The 26,688-nt window shown below is 63.6% G+C and carries 22 protein-coding genes; 17 read left to right on the top strand and 5 right to left on the bottom strand.

Annotated features, from left to right (window positions below):
• Positions 1-137 precede the first annotated feature (137 nt).
• Positions 138-3,962, bottom strand: a complete 3,825-nt coding sequence (locus ACYVB7_RS08215; protein ID WP_460506258.1) for a methyltransferase domain-containing protein — start codon at positions 3,960-3,962, stop codon at positions 138-140.
• A gap of 218 nt (positions 3,963-4,180) precedes the next feature.
• Between ACYVB7_RS08215 and ACYVB7_RS08210 the strand changes: the two genes are divergently transcribed.
• From ACYVB7_RS08210 to ACYVB7_RS08160, 11 genes are all read left to right on the top strand, one after another.
• Entirely contained in the window at positions 4,181-5,959 is a 1,779-nt protein-coding gene (locus ACYVB7_RS08210; protein WP_460506257.1) for a hypothetical protein, read from the top strand.
• Positions 5,960-5,985: 26 nt separating this feature from the next.
• Positions 5,986-7,098 (top strand): glycosyltransferase family 4 protein, encoded by a 1,113-nt coding sequence (locus tag ACYVB7_RS08205; RefSeq protein WP_460506256.1) that lies wholly within the window; start codon positions 5,986-5,988, stop codon positions 7,096-7,098.
• Between the two features lie 28 nt (positions 7,099-7,126).
• A complete protein-coding gene (argB, locus tag ACYVB7_RS08200) occupies positions 7,127-8,017 on the top strand; it encodes an acetylglutamate kinase (RefSeq protein ID WP_460506255.1) in 891 nt (296 codons plus the stop codon).
• A 107-nt stretch (positions 8,018-8,124) separates the two neighbouring features.
• Positions 8,125-8,832, top strand: coding sequence for a response regulator transcription factor family protein (locus ACYVB7_RS08195; protein ID WP_460506254.1), 708 nt, complete (start codon positions 8,125-8,127; stop codon positions 8,830-8,832).
• A complete protein-coding gene (locus ACYVB7_RS08190) occupies positions 8,819-10,258 on the top strand; it encodes a sensor histidine kinase (RefSeq protein WP_460506253.1) in 1,440 nt (479 codons plus the stop codon). The genes ACYVB7_RS08195 and ACYVB7_RS08190 overlap by 14 nt, the downstream gene beginning before the upstream one ends.
• A gap of 107 nt (positions 10,259-10,365) precedes the next feature.
• Positions 10,366-11,085, top strand: a complete 720-nt coding sequence (locus ACYVB7_RS08185; protein ID WP_460506252.1) for a TetR/AcrR family transcriptional regulator — start codon at positions 10,366-10,368, stop codon at positions 11,083-11,085.
• Positions 11,086-11,127: 42 nt separating this feature from the next.
• Positions 11,128-12,924, top strand: a complete 1,797-nt coding sequence (locus tag ACYVB7_RS08180) for an acyl-CoA dehydrogenase family protein (protein ID WP_460506251.1) — start codon at positions 11,128-11,130, stop codon at positions 12,922-12,924.
• 59 nt (positions 12,925-12,983) lie between these two features.
• Positions 12,984-13,442 carry a DUF2147 domain-containing protein gene (locus tag ACYVB7_RS08175; RefSeq protein WP_460506276.1) on the top strand — a complete coding sequence of 153 codons (459 nt, stop codon included), beginning with the start codon at positions 12,984-12,986 and terminating at the stop codon, positions 13,440-13,442.
• A 49-nt stretch (positions 13,443-13,491) separates the two neighbouring features.
• Entirely contained in the window at positions 13,492-15,915 is a 2,424-nt protein-coding gene (locus ACYVB7_RS08170; RefSeq protein ID WP_460506250.1) for a 3-hydroxyacyl-CoA dehydrogenase/enoyl-CoA hydratase family protein, read from the top strand.
• Positions 15,916-15,976: 61 nt separating this feature from the next.
• Complete coding sequence (locus ACYVB7_RS08165; RefSeq protein ID WP_460506249.1) at positions 15,977-16,495, top strand: hotdog family protein; 519 nt, start codon at positions 15,977-15,979, stop codon at positions 16,493-16,495.
• A 23-nt stretch (positions 16,496-16,518) separates the two neighbouring features.
• Complete coding sequence (locus ACYVB7_RS08160) at positions 16,519-17,754, top strand: acetyl-CoA C-acetyltransferase (RefSeq protein WP_460506248.1); 1,236 nt, start codon at positions 16,519-16,521, stop codon at positions 17,752-17,754.
• A gap of 57 nt (positions 17,755-17,811) precedes the next feature.
• On the opposite strand, the gene ACYVB7_RS08155 is transcribed toward ACYVB7_RS08160, so the two are convergent.
• From ACYVB7_RS08155 to ACYVB7_RS08140, 4 genes are all read right to left on the bottom strand, one after another.
• Positions 17,812-18,036 (bottom strand): toxin-antitoxin system HicB family antitoxin, encoded by a 225-nt coding sequence (locus ACYVB7_RS08155; protein WP_460506247.1) that lies wholly within the window; start codon positions 18,034-18,036, stop codon positions 17,812-17,814.
• A complete protein-coding gene (locus ACYVB7_RS08150) occupies positions 18,033-18,452 on the bottom strand; it encodes a putative toxin-antitoxin system toxin component, PIN family (RefSeq protein WP_460506246.1) in 420 nt (139 codons plus the stop codon). The genes ACYVB7_RS08155 and ACYVB7_RS08150 overlap by 4 nt, the downstream gene beginning before the upstream one ends.
• 165 nt (positions 18,453-18,617) lie before the next feature.
• Positions 18,618-19,208, bottom strand: a complete 591-nt coding sequence (locus tag ACYVB7_RS08145; RefSeq protein WP_460506245.1) for a chalcone isomerase family protein — start codon at positions 19,206-19,208, stop codon at positions 18,618-18,620.
• A gap of 101 nt (positions 19,209-19,309) precedes the next feature.
• On the bottom strand, positions 19,310-19,771 hold the full coding sequence (locus ACYVB7_RS08140) for an Lrp/AsnC family transcriptional regulator (RefSeq protein ID WP_460506275.1): 462 nt from the start codon (positions 19,769-19,771) through the stop codon (positions 19,310-19,312).
• A gap of 144 nt (positions 19,772-19,915) precedes the next feature.
• Here ACYVB7_RS08140 and ACYVB7_RS08135 point away from each other — a divergent pair, with 144 nt between their 5' ends.
• The 6 genes from ACYVB7_RS08135 (at position 19,916) to hslV (ending at position 26,654) form a co-directional block, all read left to right on the top strand.
• Complete coding sequence (locus ACYVB7_RS08135; RefSeq protein WP_460506244.1) at positions 19,916-20,662, top strand: aspartate/glutamate racemase family protein; 747 nt, start codon at positions 19,916-19,918, stop codon at positions 20,660-20,662.
• Between the two features lie 70 nt (positions 20,663-20,732).
• Complete coding sequence (locus ACYVB7_RS08130) at positions 20,733-21,953, top strand: class I SAM-dependent rRNA methyltransferase (protein WP_460506243.1); 1,221 nt, start codon at positions 20,733-20,735, stop codon at positions 21,951-21,953.
• Between the two features lie 82 nt (positions 21,954-22,035).
• Positions 22,036-23,103 carry a CobW family GTP-binding protein gene (locus ACYVB7_RS08125; RefSeq protein WP_460506242.1) on the top strand — a complete coding sequence of 356 codons (1,068 nt, stop codon included), beginning with the start codon at positions 22,036-22,038 and terminating at the stop codon, positions 23,101-23,103.
• A gap of 297 nt (positions 23,104-23,400) precedes the next feature.
• Positions 23,401-24,189: an RNA polymerase-binding protein DksA gene (gene dksA, locus ACYVB7_RS08120; protein WP_460506274.1), complete on the top strand. Its 789-nt coding sequence runs from the start codon at positions 23,401-23,403 to the stop codon at positions 24,187-24,189.
• Between the two features lie 35 nt (positions 24,190-24,224).
• Positions 24,225-26,024 carry an STAS domain-containing protein gene (locus tag ACYVB7_RS08115; protein WP_460506241.1) on the top strand — a complete coding sequence of 600 codons (1,800 nt, stop codon included), beginning with the start codon at positions 24,225-24,227 and terminating at the stop codon, positions 26,022-26,024.
• A gap of 84 nt (positions 26,025-26,108) precedes the next feature.
• Complete coding sequence (hslV, locus tag ACYVB7_RS08110; protein ID WP_460506240.1) at positions 26,109-26,654, top strand: ATP-dependent protease subunit HslV; 546 nt, start codon at positions 26,109-26,111, stop codon at positions 26,652-26,654.
• Positions 26,655-26,688: the final 34 nt, after the last annotated feature.

Raw genomic sequence — 26,688 nt, 5'->3', positions numbered from 1 at the left:
TAGTCGGCTCGGTGCTCCTGCACCATGCGCACAGCGCGCTCGCGGACTTCTGGGGAGAACTTCGGTGACTTGTTCATGGCTCCATCTTCTCAAGAGTTGGAGCCTCCTCAAAACCCGGGGCGGTTCAGTGGCATTTCTCAGCGCAACAGCCAACTCTTGACCCGGGTTTGCCAGCGCAGGGGAATGGTTTGTGTCAAGAAGCGCAAACTTGGCGCAGAGCGCAGGCGCACCAAGCCCCGCAAAGCTTGTTGCCGCAGTCCGGTGTGCAAGGTTTGAAGACTTCCTTCGGTTCGGTTCGGGCGATGGGAGGACAGCCATGCCACCGAAGGAAGCGGGTGATGGTCATTCCGCGCGAGTCCCGTGGGAATGTAGTCTTTGTGATAGTCCCAATCCAGGAATGTGGGGGCCAGCGAGACGGAGGCCTCCAACACCTTCGGTGGGATGGTGGTCAGGAAATTCGCTTGTCGAAGTTCGAGCAGTTGTTTCAGCACTTGCTCCGGGGTGAGGTTCCAGGACAGGACCCAACTCCAGGCGCGCCCTTGCAGTCGTTCGGGAAAGGCCCCCAGGTTGGGGGCCACAACGGGCCAGCCTCCTTGCAGGCAGGCACTCAAGGTGTAGCTGTAGGTTTCGGGCCACACAGCGGGGAACCACACCACGTGAGGCTGAAGCCAGTTCAGCAGGGCTGGCAAGTCACGGTCTTGGTATTCCCCGTGGACGGTCAGGTGGGAGCCTGGCCTGGTTTTGAGATTGCGATAGGCATAGCCCACCAAGTGAAAATCAATGGGGGCCTGGGATTTCGCGGCCAGCTGGGCGACTTGATCCAGCAGGTCTGCGCCTTTGATGATGCTGAGAGCTCCAATCACCACCACCCGCAAGGGTTGGCTTGCTGAAAGCGGTTGCGCGGTGGGTTGCGGTAGCGCCGAAATGTCCTTCAGATCAGTATGGGGGGCAATCCGAATGTCTGAATGCGGAAGCCATGCACGCATGCGCTGTGCCGTGTCCAGGCTGGGCGCGAGGATGTGGCGGCAGTTTCTGAGAAAGGCTTGTTGGTGGTCCCGCCAAGTGTCAATGGTGACATTGCCCGGGGCTGGCGAGTGCTTCAGGCATCGATTGCATTGCTCACGTCCTTGTTCACCGCAATATTGCTGCGTGTGGTCGGTGAGTGAAATCTGGGGGCAACGGCTGTAATGGTCATGAACCGTGAAATCGCACGGCACACCCAGGCGCTGGGGAAGGGTCTGGATCAATGGATCGTGCCCCAACAGGTGATGAACATGCACCAAGACGATGTCCAGTGTTTGCAGCAGGTCCACCAAATCTTCCCACTCGCTTTCCAACGAGAACTCTAGGTGGAGCCCTTCGGTGGCATCGGCAAATTGCAGGGACACTTTGCGACCGGGGGTGGGTAGAAGCAACAGGAAATGGGCATCTTGCTGCAATGTGCCCGCCAGCTCGCGGACGTGGCGCAAGGTGCCGCCCCCCCGGTTGTGGCAAATGGCGAGAACCTTGGGGCGTGGGCTGGTTTTCAGTCGCGCCAAATCCAACAGATGGCGGTGGGGTTGTGCGGGGTTGAGCTGGATGTACCGCATGACTTCCGTTTCATAGTCTGGGTACAGACGACGAAGGGTTTCCATGGCGGCCAGCTCTCGGGCGCTCTTGCTGTCACCAAAGCTGACGCCGCCCGCATGGAGCACAAAGGTGTCCAGTGCATGCATGTTGCGCCAACCGCGGGCTGCTGCTCGCCGACAAAAGTCGTTTTCCTCTCCGTAACCTTTGCCGAAGTTCTGCACGTCAAACAGGCCTACGTCTGTCAAACAGTCGCGGCGGATGTACATGCAGAACCCAACTCCCGTTGGAACGTCGACAGCTTGTCCGGGAAGTGTGTCGGCACACAGCGCATCGAGTGATGCGGTGGTTTGGTCGTTGACCAGCGCATTGGCTGTGCAAAAGCGGGGGTAGCTGCAAATGGTGGCGTTGTTTGAAAACGGGGTGACCGTTCCGATTCGCCGGTCGCCGTGGGCACAGCGCCTCAATCGGTCCAGCCAGTCGTTGGCAACCTCGGTGTCGCTGTTGAGCAGAACCACGTCATGCTCAGCGCTTTGGGTCATGCCGCGGTTGACGGTTTCCACAAAGCCAAGGTTGTGGGGGTTTTCCAGCAGCGTGATGCGGTTGTCGGTGGCGGCAATGTCTCGCAGCCATTCGGAAACCTCGGGTTCAGGGCTGGCATCGTTGATGACGATGAGGCGAAATGGGGTTTTGCATGGGCTTGCCAGCGTGGACAGAATGCACCGACGTGTGTCTTCCAAGCCTTTGTAGACCGGGACGATCACGTCCACCAAACCTTGTGGAGGCTGAATGGGGGTTGCTTGTGCAGATTGAGCGGGGGCAGCCGGTGCTTCCATGAGTCGTTGCAAGCTCATTTTGAGGTGGACCAAAGGTCGTGTGGCTCGAAACACGGTGGAGTTTTCGATCCACCTCAAATGGTTGGCCAGTTCATTGAATTGCTGTCGTGTTTCTGTTTGCTGCACTTGAAGTCTGAGGTGATCCTGTTTCAGCCGCTCTCTGTCTTGGGTGATGGCCTTCAATGTTTCTTGCAGTTGCTGTAGTTGAAGCTTCTGAACATGTTCAACATTCGCCGCCTGATGAACGGCTTTTTGCAACTGTTCGACTTGTTGTTGCTGTGTTTCATGCGAAGCAGCAGATTGATGCAGAGCTTCCGAGAGCTGTTGGCGCAGTGCCAGAACGGTCTGGGCCGCTGCCAGGTGGTCTGCAGACATGGGCCAGCCTACATCGATTTCAAACGCCCCCTTTTGACGGAATGTGGTGGCGCTGATTTCGGCTGGAATGGGGATGACAAACCAGGGGTCTTCGTCAAGGAGCAGCAGAAGTGGCGTGGGGGTGGCTACACCGGGTAATGTCCACAGAATCTGATGGTGGGGCACGTGTCCAAGGTCCAGAGCCTCTGGCGAAGGCGTGCCTGCGGTCCACTCCCAGACCGGAGTTGCCGTGTCGGTGAGCAGCCGTGCCGCAAACAGGTGCAAGAATCCAGGACGATCAGCTGGGTCCAAGCGAATGTGCTGAACCGTGATGGGCCACCCGCGATCCCATTCGAACCTCAAGGTTTGGCGTTGCAAACCAATGGTGCCAGTGGCTCTGAGTTTGTATTGCTCGCTGAATTCTGGGGTGTCGGACAGATACAACTCTGCGTTGAATGGAATGTGTGCTGTACCTGTTGACGCCCGGTACTGCGCATTGTCCGCATGCGGGGCAGTGGTTGCTGGCTCGCATGCGATGACAAACTGGTAACTGACGGCATCAGGCATGCCCAGCAAGTGCCGGGTGACTGCGGGAGGGGTGTGATCAAACGGAATCTTGAATTCGGATTCTGTGAGCGGGCGTTCAATGGCCTCCATGTGCGTGATGCGCCATCCGTGGTCAGACAGAAAATCGATCACGCTGTGGCGAGTGAAGAATCGCAGGTGTGTCCGATCCAGCAAGCCCTCATCTCGGTACTGGAATTGGCCTTGCATCAGCTCGGCCAACAGCCCGCAATACCCCGCATTGGGAATGGAAATCAGGAGTTTTCCGCCCGCATTGAGCAGCGATCGACACTGCGCCAAAAGCAGTTGGGGCGCACGGAGGTGTTCCAGCACATCGGCACACACGATGGCATCGTAAGCAGCCTCTGAAAAAGTGGCTGCCAAGTTCATCACTTCCAGGTCACCCACTTCCACGCGTCGATAGCTGGGCCGGGCCAATGCTGCTTCGGTGGCGTTGTGCGTGACGCCATCGAAAACCACGGGGGCGTTTTGGCTGCACCAGTGTCCCAGCGCACCTGTGCCGCAGCCCAGGTCAAGGACGACAGAGTCCGGAACAATGTGATGGGCAAGAACACTCAGAGAACTGCGCTCAATGGACGAGACGGACCTTTGGTAGACGTGGGGTTGAGCATGGCCTTGCATGCGACGATTATGCCCAGGCATGGGGAAGACTCTGGGTCGCTAAACTGGCACCTGGTCTCCAGGTGCGAGCCGTGGAGTGAGCATTCATCAGAGGGAAGGGCAGGATGGTTTACAGGAAGTTGATGGTCGCGTTAGCCGCGTTGCTGCTGGGGTGTCTCTTGGTGTTGGGGGGCATCTCAGTCAGGGGGCTTGGGTCACGACCGATGTTGCTGCTTCCCATGATCAGCACGTTGGGCGATTGCCTGTTGGCAAAGTCGTCGGATGAGAGCATTGGCCCCTGTGGGGGCGTTCGGGACTCGGCGCATCGGCTGGTCGAGGCGAGTTTGAACGAGTTGGGGCCAGCCATCAGTCCAGATGGGCGGTACCAACTCGGTTACACGCTGAATGTCCCCCTGCTTCGTCTTTTTGAGCGAGACGAAAAAAGGGGGTGGGTCGTTCGTCAGCAGGCGGTGCAGCGCGTGGTCAACACGATTCAGTCACTGGACCGACCTGTTCTGATGTACTTGTTTTCCACCCATTTCGAGGTGGAGGGGGATTTGGAGAAGGAGTTGGCGTCAGACCCTTCCAATCTGGCTCAAACCCCCGCAGGCGTTTTGCCCATCGACAAGTACTACGACATCAAGATCTATCCGTGGACAGTGGCTCGCCGTGACAATTCCCTGACGCGTCGACGGCAGGAGGCCATTTCTGCCGTGTTGAAAGGTGTGTGTGCCTTGCCGTACGAGGTGCGCCAACGGCTGGTTGGTGTGACGGTGTTGGGTGAAACCCATCAGCTGTTTCCCGGTTTCGAAACGGGGATGGGTTGGGATGTTCCCTATCAGGTCTCGGACTACAGCGCCACGTCCCAGGCGGACTTTCGGCAGTACTTGCGCCAACGGTTTGGCTCTGTCGCCAAGCTCAACGAGGTGGTGGCTGCTGACTATGGGTCTTTCGATGAGGTTCATCCGCCTGCGCTGGACATTCGGCGGGATCGCTTGACCCGTTACCAGGATCACATTGATGCGTTTGCTGCAGGGGTCTTGCCCGTGTCTGGATGGGTGCACGTGCCGTCCATGGCTTCTGGTCGGTTGAATTGGATTCGCGTGTACTTGAATGGTCGCCAGATTGCGCGTGTGCCGGTCAATCAAGGGCGTCAGGATGTGCTGCAAGCGCTGCCTGCGTTAGGGATGGCCGATGTGGGTTGGCGTCACGACATCGATTTCAGGGCGTTGCCAACGGGGTTGTACCGGGTGGATGTGGCCTTGGAACGCACCGATGGACGGCTGGAGCATTTGGGTGCGCGGCATGTGGGAATACTGGATCGATCTCAGGCCAGTCCGCAAACCATGCCCATGCAAGCCTTGCCCGATTGGCTGGAACCTGCGGACTCCACCCGGTTTTCCGTGGACATGCCAAGGGACCAAATGTCGGTCTACTTCAACCCACTGGTGCCCATTTGGCATGCGTTCAGGGCTGAACAGGTGACCCGCTATTTGGCGTACATGGCCAAGCCGATTCAAGACAGTTGCGTGCCGCGTGAGGCGGTGTTCACGCACCAGATCGTCCCGTTCACCAATCCGAGTTGGGATGAGTCGAGGTTTGCGGTTGGCGACTCGTTGTCTCGGCGTTCTGGCATGGCCTTGGGCATCAGCTTGTATGGAGACCCCATTTATGGTCAGCGTCTGCTGGATTGGCGGGAGGCTCAGAACGATGCAGAAACCAGGCGATGGCCGACATGGAATCTGCAGGTTCGCCCTTATGGCATCACCGAATTCCATCCGTTGAAGCCATTGAGCGAGACAGAACTTGACGCTGCCTTGACCGCCCATCAACGCGCGGGAGCCCGGTTTGCATCGTTCTTCATGGAGGTGCGTTGGAGCGGCGGGCGTGTTTGGGATCAAATGAACATGTTTTCCTTGGATCCGGACAATCACCCGTTTGGCTCTGATGTCTTGTACCGAAGTTTTTCGGGGCTGATGCGTGGAGAGCATAGGGCGGCTGGTGAACAGTCCCACTGATAATTGAGGACTATTTCAAGGCGCGCATGGTTTTTTTGACGGTCATTGCCTTTGTTGGGGCGTTTTTGTCCGGGGTCTGGATCGTTCGGTCCGCCAAGGGGCACGCGCGGCTGTATCGGCACGACATGCCCCAACGGTTTCATGCCGGGGCTGTTCCTCGCGTGGGCGGGATTGCCCTGGGTGTGGGTTTGGTGACGGCATGGTCTGTCGGTGTGGCCGTGGATGGCGTGGCACAGCAGATCAATGCCAATCTCAAGTTTGAGATGCTGTTTTCTTGGGCTTTGGCGCTCATTCCCACGGTTGCGGGAGGTTTGGTTGAAGACTTTACGCAGCGACTGTCTGCCCGGCATCGAATGGTGCTGAGTTTTTTGGGGGCGACGGTTGCGGTTGCCTGGCTGGGGTTGTCCGTTGACCGTTTGGGCATCCCTGCGCTGGACGGTTGGTGGACCATGGTTCCCATGGGCGGGGCTTTGCTGGCCCTGCTGGCCATCGCCGGTTTGCCCCACGCCTTCAACATCATCGACGGCTACAACGGCTTGGCGGGGTTTGTGGCCGTGCTGGTGTGTTTGGCGCTGGCGCATGTGTCGCTCCAGGTGGGAGACCGGCAGCTGGCGGCCATGTTGATGTGCCTGGTGGGGGCCACGGCCGGGTTTCTGGTGTGGAACTACCCCCGTGGGCTGTTTTTTGCCGGGGATGGCGGCGCGTACCTGTGGGGCGGCGTCACGGCCATTGCCAGCATCACCCTGGTGCAGCGGCACCCCGAGGTGTCACCGTGGTTTCCCATGCTGCTGCTGATCTATCCGGTGTGGGAGACGGTGTTTTCCATCTACCGCAAGATGGTGCGCGGCGTGTCTCCGGGGGTGGCGGATGCGTTGCACTTCCATCAGCTCATTTACCGCCGCATCGTGCGGGAGGTGTTCCACGACGATGAGGCCCGGCGCATGCTGATGCGCAACAACCGGACCTCGCCCTACCTGTGGGGCTTCACGCTGCTGACGGTGATCCCGGCCTTGCTGTTCTGGCGCAACACCCCCGTGCTGCTGGCGTTTTGCGTGCTGTTCGTGTGCACCTACGTGCCCGCCTACCTGATGATTGTGCGCTTCAAGGTGCCGCGCTGGATTCGCCGCGGTCGGCACTGACTTTCCCTTGTAGAACTGGCTCCCCACCATGACCGACGTCACCCACATTGCCCCCCGCGAAAAGGCCGAAATCCTGGCCCAGGCCCTGCCGTACATCCGCAAGTACCACGGGCGCACCATGGTCATCAAATACGGCGGCAACGCCATGACCGACCCGGCCCTGCAGCAGGACTTTGCCGAAGACGTGGTGCTGCTCAAGCTGGTGGGCATCAACCCCGTGGTGGTGCACGGCGGCGGCCCGCAGATCGAAACCCTGCTGCAACGCCTGGGCAAGAAGGGCCAGTTCATCCAGGGCATGCGCGTGACCGATGCCGAAACCATGGAGGTGGTGGAGTGGGTGCTGGCCGGTGAGGTGCAGCAGGACATCGTGGGCCTGATCAACGCCGCGGGCGGCAAGGCCGTGGGCCTGACCGGGCGCGATGGCGCCATGATTCGAGCGCAAAAACTGCGCCTGACCGACCCGCAGCAACCCGAGGTGGAGCACGACGTGGGGCAGGTGGGCGACATCGTGGCCATCGACCCCAGCGTGGTCAAGGCCCTGCAGGACGACCAGTTCATCCCCGTGGTCAGCCCCATCGGGTTTGGCGAGCACAACGAAAGCTACAACATCAACGCCGACGTGGTGGCCGCGCGCCTGGCCACCACCTTGCAGGCCGAAAAGCTGCTGATGTTGACCAACATTCGCGGCGTGCTGGACAAGGCCGGCGAGCTGCTGACCGAACTCTCCCCCCAGCGCATCGACGAACTGTGCGCCGACGGCACCATCAGCGGCGGCATGATCCCCAAGATTGCCGGTGCGCTCGACGCCGCCAAGGCCGGCGTGAACGCCGTGCACATCATCGACGGGCGGGTGCCCCACGCCCTGCTGCTGGAGGTGCTGGGCAACCAGCCGTTTGGCACCATGATCCGCTCGGCCTGAGCTGCCTCCCCGTGGTGCCAGGGTTTGCCGGGCTGATGAATGCTATTTTTTGTATAGCTGCTTTCGCTTTTATATAAAGCGCCAGAGGCCAATTTTTCTTAAATCCCATGCGCCTGCTCCTGGTGGAAGACGACCTGATGGTGGCCAGCGGCATCAAGCTGGGGCTGTGCGACGCCGGTTATGCGGTCGATTGGGTGGGCAGCGCCGAGCGTGCGCTGGAGGCCGCCCAGGCCGAGGCGTTTGACATTGCCGTCATCGACATCGGTTTGCCGCAGATGGACGGCCTGTCGCTCACCGCCGCGCTGCGGGCCGAGGGCAAGACCTTCCCCGTGCTCATCCTCACCGCCCGCGACGCCCTGGAAGACCGGGTGCAGGGCCTGGACCTGGGCGCGGACGACTACATGGTCAAACCCTTCGAACTGCCCGAACTGCTGGCCCGCTTGCGTGCCTTGCTGCGGCGCTCGCAAGCTGCCACATCGGCGGTGCTCAGCTTTGGCCCGCTGGAGATGGACACTGCTCTGCGCCAGACCCGGGTGGGTGGTGTGCTGCTGGACCTGGGCCCGCGGGAGTGGACGGTGCTGGAATACCTGTTGCTTCAGGCCCCCAAACCCGCCGCCAAGGACAAGCTGCTGCAGGCCCTCACCGGGTGGGACAAGGAAATCACCCCCAACGCCATCGAGGTCTACGTGTCCCGCCTGCGGGCCAAGCTGGACCCGGCCGGGGTGGTGCTGCGCTCCATCCGAGGGTTTGGCTACCGGCTGGAGCTGAGTTCCGGCGCAGAGGCCTCCGGGCCCGCCGTCGATGGCGGAACCTGAGCGCCGCCACCCCTTGATGGGGGATTTGCAGCGCCGCCTGCTGCTGTTGCTGCTGTTCCCCTTTGGTCTGGTGCTGGTGGTGGGCACCTGGCTGCACTACCAGGCCGCCGGGACCGCGGCGGTGCAGCAGGACAAGCTGCTGATGAAGCTGGCCCCCATGCTGGCCGACTCCATCCTGTCGGCGGAAGCCCCCGACCCTGCCACGGCCCCGGAAGAAGCCGCACTCAAACCCTTGCGGCCTGTGCTGCTGATGGCACCGCCGGTGGACGAGTTCCTCAACGCCCGCGATGGGAGCACCGGCTACAGCATCGTCGCCCCCAATGGCGAACTGATCCTGGGCGACGCCTGGCTGCCCGCCATGATCCCCAACACCCTGGAGCCTGAATTCGTCAGCGTGACCGAAGGCGGCGTGACTTACCGTGTGATTGCCCAGCGCGTGCACACGGCGGTGGGCGAGGTCATCGTGCAGCTGGCCGACGGGTCGGATGCCCGGCAACAGTGGTTCAAGACCGTGCTCAGCCGCGTGCTGCTGCCCAACGCCGTGCTGATGGTGGTGGCCGCCTGGTGGGTGCGCTGGGCGGTGCAGCGGGCGCTGCGCCCGCTGGTGGAGCTGAAAACCGCGGTGGAACACCGCTCGCCCCGCGACCTGAGTCCCTTGGCCGCAGAGGCCATTCCCAGCGAGGTGAAGCCCCTGGTGGGCTCCCTCAACCGCCTGTTTGAAATGGTGAACGCCCAGGCCGAGGCCCAGCGCCGCTTTGTGGCCGATGCCGCGCACCAGCTGCGCACCCCCATTGCCGGTTTGCAGGCCCAGGTGGAAGCCTGGGGCATGGCCGCAGGCTCCCGCGGTGCCGACCCCTGGCTGCAACTGCCGGTGGAGCAGGTGCTGCGCCTGCGTGCGGCCTGCCGCCGCACCTCGCAACTGGCCAACCAGCTGCTGGCCTTGTCCCGGGCCGACGCCTCCACCCTGGCCACCCAGCCCATGCAGCGTGTGGATTTGCAGCGCCTGTGCGAAGCGGTGCTGTCCAGCCTGCTGGACGAGGCGCTGTCGCACCAGATCGACCTGGGGATGGATGCCCAGCCTGCGCAGGTGGACGGGCATGAATGGCTGCTGCGCGAGCTGCTCATGAACCTGGTGGACAACGCCCTGCGCTACACCCCGGCGGGGGGCTGTGTCACCCTGCGCTGCGGCATGGTGGGCGGGCAGGCGTGGCTGGAGGTGGTGGACAACGGCCCCGGCATCCCCGAGGCCGAGCGCACCCGCGTGCGCGAACGCTTCTACCGCGTGCCCGGCACCCAGGCCGAAGGCAGTGGCCTGGGGTTGGCCATTGCCGATGAAATCGCCCGAGCCCATGCCGCCACCTTGCGGTTGGAGGGGGCACCCGGCGGGCAAGGGTTGAGCGCCAAAGTCTGTTTCGACGCTCATTAGGGGTAATCCTCTAAGCCAATCGGCACGGGGGTTCACCAGACGGACATGTTTGCCTGCAAAATAGCACGACCGTTCGTTTTGTTTTTCTTGTGCCCCCTCCGTTTTCCATGCCCGACGCCACCGCATCCGACACAGACCGCACCACCACCGCCACCCGCGGGGGGCGCCGTGTTTCGACCAAGTCCTTGGCCAAAGGGCAGCAGACCCGCGCGGCCATTGTGGAGGCCGCCTTGGGCTTGGCCACCCACGTGGGGTTGGAGGGTCTGAGCATCGGTGCCGTGGCCGAGGTCATGCAGATGAGCAAGTCGGGCGTGTTTGCCCACTTCGGCTCACGCGAGGAGCTGCAGATTTCCGTGGTCCGAGAGTATCACCACCGGTTCGAAGAAGAGGTGTTCTTCCCTGCGGTGGCCGGACAGCGCGGCCTGCCCCGCTTGCGGGCCCTGTTTGCCAACTGGATGAAGCGCACCAGCATCGAAATCGACTCGGGCTGCATTTACATCAGTGGTGCGGTGGAGTTCGACGACCGCCCTGGCCCGGTGCGCGATGCGCTGGCCAGCTCGGTCAAGACCTGGCTGGCGGCCATGCAGCGCGCCGTGGTGTTGGCCAAGAAGGAAGGCCACCTCAAGCCCGACACCGACGAACAGCAGATGACCTTCGAAATCCACGGCCTCATCCTGGCCCTGCATTACGAGGCCCGCTTCCTCCAATCCCCCGAAGGTGTGGGCCGTGCCCTGGCTGGCTTCGAACGCATCGTGGCTGAACACGCCACGGCCCAGGCCCCTTCGGATCCCGTTCCCTTGTCCAGCCCCCACCCGTTGGTGGGCTGATTTCTGTTTTTTTCAGCCGTTTTTTGTCCACAGGAGACCGCCATGCCCGTTTACAACCCCCCCCTGCGTGACATGCAGTTTGTGATGCACGAAGTGCTGAAGGTCACCGACGACTACCAGGCCATGCCGCGCCATGCCGAGGTGGACACCGACACCATCAACGCCGTGCTGGAAGAGGGTGGCAAGTTCGCAGCCGAGGTGATCTTCCCGCTCAACATCAGCGGGGACGAAGAAGGTTGCACGCTGGACAAGACCACCCACGAGGTGACGCCGCCCAAGGGCTTCAAGCAGGCCTACCAGCAGTACGTGGACGGCGGCTGGGCCGCGCTGAGCTGCGAGCCCGAGTTTGGCGGCCAGGGCCTGCCCTTCACGGTGAACCAGTGCTTCTACGAAATGATGAACAGCGCCAACCAGGCCTGGACCATGTACCCCGGCCTGAGCCACGGCGCCTACGAATGCCTGGCCGCCCACGGCACGCCCGAACAGAAGGCCACCTACCTGCCCAAGCTGGTCAGCGGCGAATGGACCGGCACCATGTGCCTGACCGAGCCCCACTGCGGCACCGACCTGGGCCTGCTGCGCACCAAGGCCGAGCCCCAGCCCGACGGCACCTACAAGATCACCGGTGCCAAGATCTTCATCAGCGCGGGTGAACATGACCTGGCACCCAACATCGTCCACCTGGTGCTGGCCCGCCTGCCCGATGCGCCCGCGGGCAGCAAGGGCATCAGCCTGTTTGCCGTGCCCAAGTACAACGTGAACGCCGATGGCTCGGTGGGCAGCCGCAATGGCATCTTCTGCGCCGGACTGGAGCACAAGATGGGCATCCACGCCAACGCCACCTGCCAGATGGTGCTGGAAGACGCCGTGGGCACCCTGGTGGGCCAGCCCAACAAGGGCCTGCAAGCCATGTTCGTGATGATGAACGCCGCCCGCCTGGGCGTGGGCAACCAGAGCCTGGGCCTGACCGAAGTGGCCTACCAGAACGCCCTGGCCTACGCCAAGGACCGCCTGCAAATGCGTGCCCTGACCGGCCCCAAGGCCACCGACAAACCGGCCGACCCCATCATCGTCCACCCCGACGTGCGCAAGATGCTGCTGACCGCCAAGGCCTATGCCGAAGGCGGCCGTGCACTCAACCTGTTCTGCGCCATGCTGCTGGACAAGGAACTGCACCACCCCGACGAGAAGGTGCGCAAGGACAGCGCCGAAATGCTGGCGCTGCTGACCCCCATCGTCAAAGCCTTCCTGACCGACAACGGTTTCACCGCCACGGTGATGTGCCAGCAGGTGTTCGGCGGCCACGGCTACATCAAGGAATGGGGCATGGAGCAGTTTGTGCGCGACGCCCGCATCAACATGATCTATGAAGGCACCAACACCATCCAGAGCCTGGACCTGCTGGGCCGCAAGGTGCTGGGCAACAACGGCGCCACGCTCAAGAAGTTCGGCAAGCTGGTGGCTGCACTGGTGGAAGAAGAGGGCGTCAACGAGAAGATGGCCGAGTTCATCAACCCGCTGGCGATGATGGGCGACAAGGTCACCAAGTTCACCACCGAAATCGGCTTCAAGGGCTTCCAGAACCCCGACGAGGTCGGCTCCGCCGCCGTGGACTACCTGCGCGTGGTCGGCCACATGGTGTTCGGTTACTTCTTTGCCCGCATGGCCAGCGTGGCCCTCAAGGCCATGGCCGCGGGCAGCACGGACCCGTTCTACCCCGCCAAGCTGCAGACGGCACGCTTCTACTTTGCCAAGCTGTACCCCGAGACCGCCACGCTGATGCTGACCGCCCGTGCGGGCAGCAAGGTGTTGATGGACACCGACCTGGCCCTGGCCTGATCGCCCCCCGTCGCCACGCCCCGCCCACCGCCATTCAGGAGACAAATCACATGAAAAAAATGGATCTGGCGCTTTCTATAAAAGGTGCTGTTGCTATGATTTTTGTGTTGTCCGCCTGGAGTGCCCAGGCGCAGATGACGCCGGTGGGGCGCTGGCACTCGATCGACGACAAGACCCACGAGGTCAAGAGCGAAATCGTCATCACCGACAACGGCGGGGTCTTGAGTGGCCGTGTGGACAAGCTGCTGCGCAAAGGGGCTGACCAGGCCGCCCGTTGCACCGAGTGCAGTGACGACCGCAAGGACAAACCCATGCTGGGCCTGGAGATCATCCGTGGGGCCAAGAAGGTCGAGGGCAAGGATGTGTGGGAAGACGGCAAGATCCTCGACCCCGAAAGCGGCCGCAACTACAGCCTGCGCCTGACCCCCATCGAAGGCGGCGCCAAGCTGGAGGTGCGCGGCTCCATCGCCTTCATCGGTCGCACCCAGACCTGGGTGCGGGTGTCGGCCCAGCCCTGATTCGAACTGTCCGCCCCCATCCGCGGATGCGGGGCATTGAAGGAACAACATGTCGCGTTTCAATGTGAAAAAAGTCGCCGTGCTCGGCGCAGGCGTGATGGGGGCGCAGATTGCCGCCCACCTCGTCAACGTCAAGGTGCCGGTGGTGCTGTTCGACCTGCCCGCCAAGGAAGGCCCGAAAAACGGCATCGTCACCCGGGCCATCGACAACCTGAAAAAGCTCAAGCCCTCGCCCCTGGGTGTGGCCGATGACGCGGGCCTGATCCAGGCCGCCAACTACGAAGACCACCTGGACCTGCTGGCCGGTTGCGACCTCATCATCGAGGCCATTGCCGAGCGCATGGACTGGAAGCACGACCTGTACCAGAAGATCGCGCCCCACATCGCCCCCGGCACCATCGTGGCTTCCAACACCTCGGGCCTGTCCATCACTGCGCTGTCCGAGGCGCTGCCCGCCGAGCTGAAGCCCCGCTTCTGCGGCATCCACTTCTTCAACCCGCCGCGTTACATGTTCCTGGTGGAGCTGATCGCCACGCCCACCACCGACGCGGGTGTGCTGGACCAGCTCGAAGCCTTTGTCACCACCGGCCTGGGCAAGGGCGTGGTGCGTGCCAAGGACACGCCCAACTTCGTCGCCAACCGCGTGGGCATTGCCGGCATGCTGGCCACCATGAAAGAGGTGGAACGCTACGGCCTGACCTACGACGTGGTGGACGACCTCACCGGCAAGAAGCTGGGCCGCGCTTCCAGCGGCACCTTCCGCACCGCCGACGTGGTGGGCCTGGACACCATGGCCCACGTCATCAAGACGCTGCAAACCACGCTGAACGCCGACACCGACCCGTTCTACGGCAGCTTCGACACGCCCGCCGTGCTGCAAAAGCTGCTGGAGCTGGGGAACCTGGGTCAGAAGACCAAGGCCGGCTTCTTCAAGAAGGTGGGCCGCGACATCCACCGCTTCGACCTGGCCGAAGGCGACTACGTGCCCTGCGCCGCCCCCAAGGGCGCCAAGGCCGACGAGGTGTACGCCCGCATGCTGAAAAAGCCCGCGGCCGAGCGCCTGCGCCTGCTGCGCAACAGCGAAGGCCCGCAAGGCCAGTTTGTGTGGGCTGTGCTGCGTAACGGCTTCCACTACGCCGCCGTGCACCTGGGCACCATCGCCCACACCGCCCGCGACGTGGACCAGGCCATGCGCTGGGGCTTTGGCCTGAAGCAAGGCCCCTTCGAACTGTGGCAGGAAGCCGGTTGGCTCGAAGTGGCCAAGATGGTCCAGGAAGACATTGATGCCGGCAAGGCGCTGTGCAACACGCCGCTGCCGGCCTGGGTGTTCGAGGGGCCCGTGGCGACATCAAACGGGGGTGCCGGGGGCGTGCACACCGCCCAAGGCTCGTGGAACCCCACCTCCGGCCAGTTTGAAGGCCGCCGCACGCTGCCGGTGTACAGCCGCCAGCACTTCCCCGAGTTGTTGCTGGGCGAGTCAGGTCCCGACTTCCGCACCGCCGGCAAAACCCTGCACGAGGACGACGCCATCCGCCTGTGGACCTTGGACGACGAGGTGCTGATCGCCAGCATCAAGACCAAGATGCACGCCATCAGCCCCGACGTGGCCGAGGGCCTGGCCCAGGGCGTGGACCTGGCCGAGGCCGGCTACCAGGGCATGGTGATCTGGTCGGGCGACGAACCCTTCAGCGCCGGGGCCGACCTGCAGGCCATGCTGCCCGGCTTCATGATGGGCGGTGCCGCCGCCATCAACGAGGCCGAGCACGCGCTGCAACAGGTCATGCTCAAGATCCGCTACGCCGCCGTGCCCGTGGTGGCCGCGGTGCGCGGCCTGGCCCTGGGCGGTGGCTGCGAACTGGCGGTGCACAGCGCCCGCCGCGTGGTGCACATGGAAAGTTACGTGGGCCTGGTGGAAGTGGGCGTGGGCCTGGTGCCCGGGGCCGGTGGCCTGACCTACATCGCCCGCCGCGCCGCCGAAGCCTCGGCCAGCAGCACCAACAAGGACCTGCTGCCCTTCCTCACCGAAGGCTTCAAGGCTGCCGCCATGGCCAGCGTGGGCACCAGTGCACTGGAAAGCCGCAAGCTGGGCTATGTGCTGGACAGCGACCTGATCGTGCCCCACAAGGACGAACTGCTGTACGTGGCCCTGGCCGAAGCCAAGGCCTTGTACAACGCCGGTTACCGTGCGCCGCACAAGCGCCTGTTCCCGGTGGCGGGCCGTCCGGGCAAGGCCACCATTCTGGGCAGCCTGGTCAACATGCGCGACGGCGGCTTCATCAGCCAGCACGACTTCCACATCTCCAGCCTCATCGCCAACGTGCTGACGGGCGGCGAGGTCGAGGCGGGCACGCTGGTGAGCGAGGACTACCTGATGACGCTGGAGCGCCAGGCCTTCTGCAGCCTGCTGGAGCACCCCAAGACGCAGGAACGCATCATGGGCATGCTGGCCACCGGCAAGCCGTTGCGCAACTGATGGGTACTGCAAAAACAGTAGCTGCTTACGCTTGTATATAAAGCGCTATAGCCATATTTTTATGCAAAACGTCACCATCGCCGTCGCGCCCAACCGCCTGCAACGCAGCCTGGAGCGCCTGTCCGAGGCCCCGGCTTTCTTGCGTGGCTGGGTGCGTAACCTGGTGCTGCACCGGGCCGTGCCCTTCACCGGCACGGCCCGGGTGAACTTCGTGCACATGAGCCCCGAACGGGTGGAGGTGCGCCTGGCCAACCGGCGGGCGGTGCAGAACCACATTGGCGGCGTGCATGCCTCGGCCATGAACCTGCTGGCCGAAACGGCCACCGGCATGGTGGTGGGCATGAACGTGCGCGACGACTGCCTGCCCCTGGCCAAAAGCCTGTCCATGGCCTTTCGCAAGCGGGCCACGGGCGGGTTGACGGCGGTGGCCACGCTCACCCCCGAGCAACAGCAGGCGCTGCACAGCACCGACAAGGGTGAGGTCAGCGTGCGGGTGGTGGTGACCGACGAGGCCGGCGCAGAGCCGGTGGAATGTGAATTCGTGTGGGCCTGGGTACCTGCCCGGCCCCGCCAAGCCTGAGCTTCAGGCAAAAGGAAACAGACATGAAACAAGTTCAAGACGCCTACATCGTCGCCGCCACGCGCACGCCCATTGGCAAGTCGCACCGCGGGTTCTTCAAGAACACCCGGCCCGATGACCTGCTGGCCCATGTGCTGCGCTCGGCCCTGGCCCAGGTGCCCAGCCTGGACCCTGCCAGCATCGAAGACGTGATCTGCGGCTGCGCCATCCCCGAAGGGCAGCAAGGCCTGAACGTGGCCCGCGTGGGTGCGGTGCTGGCCGGGCTGCCCAAAAGCGTGGGCGGCATCACCGTCAACCGCTTCTGCGCCTCGGGCCTGAGCGCCATCCAGATGGCGGCCGACCGCATCCGCGTGGGCGAGGCCGACGTGATGTTTGCCGCCGGGGCCGAAAGCATGAGCATGGTGCCCATGATGGGCAACAGCCCCAGCCTGTCACCCTCCATCTTCGCCAACACCGACGACGTGGACAGCTACGGCATCGCCTACGGCATGGGCCTGACCGCCGAGAAGGTGGCCCAGCAGTGGAAGGTGAGCCGCGCCGACCAGGACGCCTTTGCCCTGCAATCGCACCAGCGCGCCCTGCTGGCGCAGCAGCGTGGCGAGTTTGCCGACGAAACCACCCCGGTGGAGGTGACCGAGCGCAGCGTCAACCTCGACACCGCCGAGGTCAGCACCCGCACCCGCACCGTGAGCCAGGACGAAGGGGCCCGCCCCGACACCACCCTGGAAGGACTGGGCAAGCTGCGCCCCGCGTTTGCCACGCCCCGCCGTGCCGACTTCAGCCCCACCGGGCTGGGCACGGTGACCGCAGGCAACAGCAGCCAGACCAGCGATGGTGCCGGTGCGCTGATCCTGGCCAGCGAGGCGGCGGTCAAGCGCTTTGGCCTGACGCCGTTGGCCCGTTTTGTCAGCTATGCCAGCCGTGGCGTGCCCCCGCACCTGATGGGCATTGGCCCGGTGGAGGCGATTCCCGCGGCGCTGAAGAACGCAGGCATCCACCAGGACGACCTGGACTGGATCGAGCTGAACGAAGCCTTTGCCGCCCAGAGCCTGGCGGTGATGAACACGCTGGGCCTGGACCCGGCCAAGGTCAACCCCAACGGCGGCGCCATCGCCCTGGGTCACCCGCTGGGGGCCACCGGTGCCATCCGCGCCGCCACCGTGGTGCACGCGCTGCGCCGCCACAACAAGCGCTACGGCATGGTGACCATGTGCGTGGGCATGGGGCAGGGCGCTGCGGGGATTTTCGAGCGGGTGTGATGCGTTTTCCGCCCGTGTGCCGCCGCTTGGCTGGCGCACACGGGTGCACCCCATCCTTCAGGTTGGACCCCCTTGCGCTTTTTGCAGCAAGGCCAGCCCCTTTTCGTCATGCCCAGCACCGCGCGCGGCGCGAACGTTGAAGCGTGTTTCCGCGTCAAATTCGGCCAACATCAGGGTGGTCATTTCTTCCAGCAGGCGGTTGATGGGCGTGCCACGGCTTTGCGCCAAGGCTTTCAGGCGGCGGTGCTTTTCATCGGGCAGGCGCAAGGTGAGTGCGGTCATGGCAGCTCCTTCAGAAAGTCTTCGGGCAACATGATTTGAAGCCCCGGAAAACGCAATTCCATGCGTTGCAAATCGCGCAGGTTTTTGGTGACCACATGGCGTGCACCCCCCGCCACGGCCAATTCGATCAAATGGTTGTCGCCCTCATCGGGCAGGTTGGGTCGCCACAGGTAGTACACACGCGTCCAGGTGCAGTGCGACATGAAGATGTCCAACAGCTCGTCGCGCTCGGCGGCACTCAGGCGGCAGCCTTCAAACAACGTGGCTCGCTGGAGCACAGCTTCGTACTCGGCAAACAAGGCCGCACTCATCAGTGGCGTGCATTCACCGTTCAGGCAGGCGGCCACCACCGCATTGGCAGCCCCGACACCCAGGCAAGCCCCCACAAAGACGTTGGTGTCAATCACTGCAAACATGGGGTGATGGTAGCAAATTTGCCACCTGATGAAGCGGTCATCAAGCGCTACGGCATGGTCACCATGTGCGTGGGCATGGGGCAGGGCGCTGCGGGGATTTTCGAGCGGGTGTGAGGCTGTTTGCGCAGGATGCGCTGGGCGGGTGGCCTCAACCCACCGAGGAGGTCACTGCCCCAGCAGGGCGTCGCGCAACAGCAGGTCGGCGGGGGAGTCGCCGAACCAGATCTTCAGCACCAGGGTGAAGAACTCGTCGTTGCCCACGGGTTCGCCCACCGCTTTGCCTTCGATGTAGAACGTGGTGCCTTTGCCGGGGTCAAACTCCATGGCAAAGGTCTGGCCGGGCAACATCTTGGGGCGGCCGGAAAACACCTCGATCAACCGCGTGGTGGCCACGGTGTGACGGCGCATCTGGTCGGGGGTGGCGTTGTCCGTCATGCCGCGCATGAACAGGCGTCCCAGGTCGGTGCCCGGCAGCTCACGCAAGGCCACAAACTGCAGGCGCTTGGCACCCGGCAGCGCCAGCAGCGACGCCGGGGTGCTGACTTTCTGGGTGGTGTACAGCGCCATGTCGTACACCTTGAAGGCAAACCGATAGCGCGTTCCCGCACCGTTGAGCATCAGGTTCGAGGTCCCCACGCTGATGCTGGGGGTGAAGGCGGTGAGTGACGCTGCTGACACGGTCAGCGGCAGTGAGCACACCAGACTGATCACCGAGGCACACAGGCCCAGGGTCAAGGAGCGAAGGGGAATCGTCACGGTTTGTCTCCATCTGCACCCGATGGTGCTCGGGCTGAACGCGCATTTTGATTGGAAATGCAGGAGCAGGCAGGGCGCGTGCCGTTCTTTTGGCGGTTCGGTCAAACCGCGTAGTCCAGCGGCAACGCGGTGGTGTACTTGATTTCTTCCATGGCGAAGCTGGAGCTCACGTCGATCAGGTCGGCGGTGCGGATCAGGCATTTGTACACCGCATCGTAGGCGGCGATGTCGGGCACCACGACCTTGAGCAGGTAGTCCACGTCACCGCTCATGCGAAACAGCTCCACCACTTCGGGGATCTGGTTCACCGAGTCGTGGAACTGCTCGTACCACGCCTGGCTGTGCTGGTTGGTTTTGACGGTGACGAACACCGTCACCCCCACATTGAGCTTGCGGGCGTCCAGCAGCACCACGTGGCGGCGGATGATGCCCTCGTCCTTGAGCCGTTGAACCCGCCGCCAGCAGGGGGTGGGTGACAGGTGGACCGCCTCGGCCAGGCGGGCCAGGGGCATGTCGGCGTCCTGCTGCAGCAGGCGCAAGATGGTGCGGTCGGTGGCGTCCAGGCGCTTCATGGTGAATGTTGCACTAATTACTTAAAAAGTAGAAAAAAATTCTACATGCGTTGCCAAAAGTGGGAATAAAAGCAATCCATTTTTGCTTGTACTTGCCCATACTTTCCCTTGTTTTCAACATTTCAAGGGGTATCCATGAAGACCATTGGACTGATCGGCGGCATGAGCTGGGAATCCACCACCATGTACTACCAGGTCATCAACCGCGAGGTGGCGCGGCGCCTGGGCGGCTTGCACTCGGCCAAGTTCAACCTGATCAGCCTGGATTTCGAGGACATCGCCCGCCGCCAACGCGCCGGGGATTGGTCGGGCATGTCGCACATCCTGTCCGACGCGGCCCAACGCCTGGAAGACACCGGTGCCGACTGCGTGCTCATCGGCACCAACACCATGCACCTGGTGGCGCCCACGGTGCAGCAGTCCATTGCCGTGCCTTTGCTGCACATTGCCGAGGTGACGGCCGACGCCATCGTGTCGCAGGGTTTGCGCAAGGTGGGCTTGCTGGGCACCCGCTTCACCATGGAGCAGCCGTTCTACAAAGAGCGTCTGGCTGCCCGAGGGATTGACTGTGTGGTCCCTGACGAGGCCGGACGGACCGAGGTGCACCGCATCATTTTTGAGGAGCTGTGCAAAGGCCACTTCCACCCGGCGGCGCGTCAAGCCCTGCAGGCCATTTGTGCCGACCTGGCGGCGCAGGGGGCCGAGGGCATCATCCTGGGGTGCACCGAGCTGCCGCTGATCCTGGGCGCCGATGACCTGGCCCTGCCGCTGTTCGACACCACCACGCTGCACGCCCTGGCCGCGGTGGACTTTGCCTTGGAGGCCCCGGTCCCGTGGCCCGAAGGCGTGCTGCCTGTGGAGGCGGTTGACACCGTTCATTGACGGTTCCGGCCTGTGCCGGGAGGGCGGCGGGCAACGACAATGCAGGGTTTAGCGTGCCAAGGTCGTTTCCATGAAAGTCATCCGCCTCAAACCCGGCAAAGAAAAATCCCTGCAACGCCGCCACCCTTGGGTGTTTGAAGGCTCCATCGCCAAAGGCAAGGGCGATTTGGGCGAAACCGTGCGGGTCGAGAGCGACATGGGCCAGTTTCTGGCCTGGGGCGCGTACTCGCCCAGCTCCAAGATCAAGGTGCGGGTGTGGAGCTTTCGGGAGACGGATCGCATCGATGCTTCGTTTTTTGAAGCTGCTGTCGCTTCATCTGTCAGCGCCAGAGCCTTTTTTGACATTCAAAGCAACGGCGTGCGCCTGGTGCACGGCGAAAGCGATGGCCTGCCCGGTCTGGTGGTGGACCGTTACGACGACATCCTGGTGGCCCAGTTCATGAGCGCCGGGGCCGACCGTTGGAAGCCGGTGTTGGCCGATGCGCTGCTCAAGGCCACAGGCTGCCGGCGCCTGTACGAACGCTCGGACGGCGGCACCCGGGCGTTGGAAGGGCTGGAGCCCACCAAAGGTTGGCTGCGCGGGGCCGAGGTGTTGGGCGGGGCCACCGCCGTGGTGCTGCAAGAGCACGAATGGAAGCTGGCGCTGGACGTGGCCCAGGGCCACAAGACCGGTTATTACCTGGACCAGCGCGACAGCCGCCACCGCTTTGCGCAGATCGTGCGCCACCGTCGCTTCGAGCAGGTGCTCAACTGTTATTGCTACACCGGAGGCTTCACGGTGGCGGCGCTGGCGGGCATGCAGGCCGCGGGCATGCGCCGGGGTGAGGGGCATGTGACGTCCATCGACTCGTCCGGCCCGGCGCTGGATCTGGCCCGTCAGAACGTGGCCCTCAACGGCTTTGACCTGGCCGACACCACCTGGATGGACGCCGACGTGAACGCCAGCCTGCGCCTTTTTGAAAAAGAAGGCCGCCGCTTCGACGCCATCGTGCTCGACCCGCCCAAGCTGGCCCCCAGCGCCGCGCACATCGAGCGGGCCGCGCGGGCCTACAAGGACATCAACCGCCTGGGCTTCAAGCTGCTCAACCCGGGCGGTTGCCTGTTCACCTACTCGTGCTCGGGGGCCATGGGGGTGGAGCTGTTCCAGAAGGTGGTGGCCTCGGCCGCGCTTGACGCCGGGGTGGACGCTTTCATCACCGACCGCCTGGCCGGTGCCCCCGACCACCCGGTGGGCCTGGCTTTCCCCGAAGGCGAGTACCTGAAAGGCCTGGTGGTGATGCGGCGGCCCTGATTGCCGTACACTCGCGCCCGCTTTGGGCGTGCGCACCCGTTGCCCGCCTCGATTGCCCGCTGTTGTTCCTGAAAGTCGTTCCATGGCCCTCATTCCCGCCACCATCCTCACCGGCTTCCTCGGTTCGGGCAAAACCACCTTGCTCAAGCGGGTGTTGACCGAGGCCCATGGCCAGAAGATCGCCGTGATCGAAAACGAGTTCGGCGAAGAGAACATCGACAACGACATTTTGGTGGCCGACACCAACGAGCAGATCATCCAGATGAGCAACGGCTGCGTCTGCTGCACCATCCGCGAAGACCTGCGCAGCACGCTGCAACTGCTGGCCGCCAAGAAGCGCAAGGGCCTGCTGGACTTTGAGCGCGTCATCATCGAAACCACCGGCCTGGCCGACCCCGGCCCGGTGGCGCAGACCTTCTTCATGGACGACGAGGTGGCCGAGAGCTACCTGCTCGACGCCATCGTGACCCTGGTGGACGCCAAACACGCGGCCCAGCAGCTCAACGACCGCCAGGAAGCCCGCCGCCAGGTGGGCTTTGCCGACCAGATCTTCATCAGCAAGTCCGATCTGGTGTCGGCAGAAGACCTGGACGCGCTCACCCACCGCCTGAAGCACATGAACCCGCGCGCCCCCATCCAGACCGCGCACTTCGGCGAAGTGCCGCTGGCCAAGGTGCTGGACCTGCGGGGCTTCAACCTGAACGCCAAGCTGGACATCGACCCCGACTTCCTGAAGGAAGACGACCATGGTCATGACCACCACGACCATGATCACGAACATGGCGAGCACTGCAACCATCCGTCGCACCAGCACGGGCATGGTCACGGGCACGGCCACCACCACCATCACGACGACGATGTGAAGAGCTTCGTCTACCGCGCCACCCGCGCGTTCGACCCGGCCAAGCTGGAAGACTTTCTGGGCGCCATCGTCAACGTTTACGGCCCGCGCATGCTGCGTTACAAGGGTGTGCTGTTCATGAAGGGCACCGACCGCAAGGTCATCTTCCAGGGCGTGCACCAGCTCATGGGCAGCGACCTGGGCCCCCAGTGGGCACCCGGGGAAGACAAGGTCAGCAAGCTGGTGTTCATCGGCATCGACCTGCCCAAGGACATCCTGGTGCAAGGCCTGGACCAGTGCCTGACATAATGCGGCGCTTCATTCATTGACCCGACGGGGACTGCCATGCTGTTCGTCTCGCTGTTGCAGGGCCTGGGCTTGTTTCCGGGCAAGGCGGCTGATCCGGCCAAGCAACAGGCATTGGACGTTCAAAAAGCGCCACAGTCACCGTCACGTCAGCCCAGTCGGGGTATAACCCGAAAGGACGCCGAACCCAGCCCGGTTGGCGCGGTACAACGACAGAGGAGACCGGCAGTGAAGAAGACCGTGGCGGCAGCGCCCACCCAGCCCAAGGCCAAAGCCAACGTCAAAGCACCGGTCGCCGAGGTGCCGGTTCCCAAGGTTCCGGCCCCTGTGGTCCCCACCGCCAAAGCCAAGGCCCCTGTCAAGACCGTCGCCAAAGCCAAGCCTGCTCAAAAGAAACCGCCCGTTGTCACCTCGCCACCCGCACCTCAGCCGGTGCCCCCCCCGTCGGTGGCTCCCGCCCCGAAAGCGGGGGTTGAAGTGGCTCCAGTGACCCGAAGGGGTGGGGCACGCAAGGCCGCCGCGGCCCCTCTGCCCACCCCTCAACCCGTCCCCAGTCATTCCCCCGACGCCGCCAAGGCGACGTTTTCTCCCATCCATCAACGTGTCATGACCGCTCCCGTGCATTCCCCGGTTCGCAAAGACCCCAAACTCGCCAACAACTGGAAGACCAAACCGGTGGACCAGCTCACCGACGAAGAGGTGCTGGCCATGCCCGAGGCCGAGTACATGAACGACGCCCAGATGGCGTTCTTCCGACTCAAGCTGGTGCGCCTGAAAGAGGACATCCTGGCCAACGCCGGTGAAACCACCGAGCACCTGCGCGAGGACACCGTGGTGGTGCCCGACCCCGCCGACCGCGCCACCATCGAAGAAGAACATGCCCTGGAGCTTCGCACCCGCGACCGCGAGCGCAAATTGCTCAAGAAGATCGAGCAGTCCATTGCCCGCATCGACGCCGGTGACTACGGCTACTGCGACGAAACCGGTGAGCCCATTGGTGTGGGTCGCCTGTTGGCCCGACCCACCGCCAGCCTGTCGCTGGAAGCGCAGCAGCGGCGCGAACTCAAGCAAAAGATGTTCGGAGACTGAAGGCCCGTCGCTGACCGTGGCCCCGCGTTGAACCCATGTCCAAAGACACGTCACCCGCCGGTTTGTTTTCCAAGGTTGTGCAGTTCGTGCGCCATCCCGCCACGAGCTGGGGCGACCTGGACACCGTGTCTGAGCAACGGGACAACTACAGCAAGCAAGCGCTCAAGGAGATGATTGAGCGCAAGCGGCGCAACGACTTCGTGCGCAAGCGCGAGTTCGACATGCTCCGCAAGCTCAGGGCCAAGTCGGGCAGCACCGATGTCGGCCAGCGGGGGCGGCCATCGTTCTTCCAAAGCAGTTATTCGTCCCGGCCCGACGACCGGGCGGGCACGCTCAAGAAGATCGACGAGATTGAGGCCCAGATGTCCATGCAGTGGTGGAAAACCAAGCAGCGCGACAGTTCGGGTCACACGGTGCAGAACACGCAGGCCCAGCCTTCCCGTTTGCCCGCCCAGGAAACCCTCAGCACCACACAGGCGTACGGAACCACCGAGCCCGTCAACGAGGCGCATGCCGTGGCACCCACCGTGCCCATGACGCTGCCGCCGCACACCGCCGAGCCCCTGGAAGCCGCCAAACTGCCGCTGGATGCGCCGATGCTGGCGCCGGAGGCCGGTCCCACCAAACCACCGGGTTTGAGTGAGCGGCGCGAGGATTCCGGATTCTCGGTGTCCAATTTCTCGGCTTCCAAGTTCTACGCCATGGATGTGGCCGAGCTGGCCATGGACCCTGAAATCGAGGAAGCCGCCATCCGTTTTGCCAGTGGCGACCAGGCCGCCACCGAGCAGGGCCTGAAGGAAGTGCTGTCGCGCAAAGGCGTGGGGGGCACCGCCGACGAATGGCTGGCCTTGCTGGACCTGTACCGGGCCACGGGCCAGTCCGAAGCGTTCGAGACCCATGCGCTGGACTTTGCCAACCGGTTTTCGCGTTCGGCCCCGCAGTGGTTCTCCATGCCCGAGGAGGCCGCGGCACGGGTGGCGCAGGTGGATGCCTCCACCGTCCAGACGCGGGCCACCTGGGTCACCGAGGCCGACCTCGACGTCCACCTGGTCACCATGATGACCAAGGTGCTGGAGCGCACGCCCCCGCCCTGGGTGCTGGACTGGACGCCGTTGCAGTCCATCCAGCCTGCGGCGGTGGTGCGCCTGGCCCGCCTGTTCAGCGGCTGGGCCGAAGCCTCCATGGACTTGCGCTTCCTGGGCGCGGGCCAATTGCTGCAGGTGTTGGGACAGATGACGCCGTCGGGCGACCGGTCGGCCGATCGCGCCGCGTGGGACTTGCACCTGGCGGTGCTGCGCGTCATGAACCTGGCCGAAGACTTCGAGCTCAAGGCGCTGGATTTCTGCGTGACCTACGAAATCTCGCCCCCCGCCTGGGAAGTGCCCCGCTGCCAGTTTCATGACCTCAGTGCCGAGCCCCTGGGCGTGGTCAGTGCAGCACCGGCAGAGCCCCCGGTGCTCACCGACTTTGTGCAAAGCCGCCGTCAAGGCTTGTTCTCGGGGCGCAAGGCGGGCCAGCAAGACCCGATGGCCACCTCGTCGTTCAGCTTCACCGACTACGCCCAAGGCGAGCTGGTGGGCGAACTGTTGGGGGACCCATCCCGCCAACTGGAGGCGCTGGATGCGCTGATGACCGACGCCATGGTGCGGGTGGTGTCGTGCAAATACCTGATCCGGGTGGATTTTTCTGCCGCTGGGGCCATCCTCAACTGGGCGTCTGGCCATGTGGCGGCGGGACGGCAGGTGCGGTTCATTGACGTGCACCGGCTCATTTCGGCGTTCTTCCACGTCATCGGCATCACCGAGCACGCCGAGGTGGTCACCCGCGACGACTGACGCCCCTCGCGCGCGTCAACCCTTGTTTTCCAACCGAGCGCACCCACGTGGGGGGCTCCGCTTTTTTGTTCACGGTTTTTCTCCATGGAATCTTTTCACGGCACCACCATCGTCTGTGTTCGCCGCCAGACGCCCGACGGGGTGCAGGTGGCCATTGGCGGTGACGGTCAGGTCACGCTGGGCCACATCGTCGTCAAGGGCACGGCCCGCAAGGTGCGCAAGCTGTACAAGGGCCAGGTGCTGGCCGGGTTTGCCGGGGCCACTGCCGACGCCTTCACCCTGTTCGAGCGCTTCGAGGCCAAACTGGAAAAACACCAGGGCCACCTGATGCGGGCGGCGATCGAGCTCACGCGCGATTGGCGCACCGACCGTGTGCTGCGCAAACTGGAGGCCATGCTGGCCGTGGCCGACAAGTCGGCCAACCTCATCATCACCGGCAACGGCGACGTGCTGGAGCCCGAGCACGGCATTGTGGCCATCGGCTCCGGCGGGGCCTATGCCCAGGCCGCCGCCCGTGCGCTGGTGGCCCACACAGACCTCAGCGCCGAACAGGTGGTGCGCCAGAGCCTGGCGATTGCGGGCGACATCTGCATCTACACCAACCTGAACCACACGGTGGAAGTGCTTTGACGGTTGCTACCTTTTAAGTAGCTTGTTGCGCTTT

This window comes from Hydrogenophaga soli (assembly GCF_054777695.1).
Note: the sequence above shows the minus strand (reverse complement) of the source record. Positions and strands in the feature narration are given on the sequence as shown.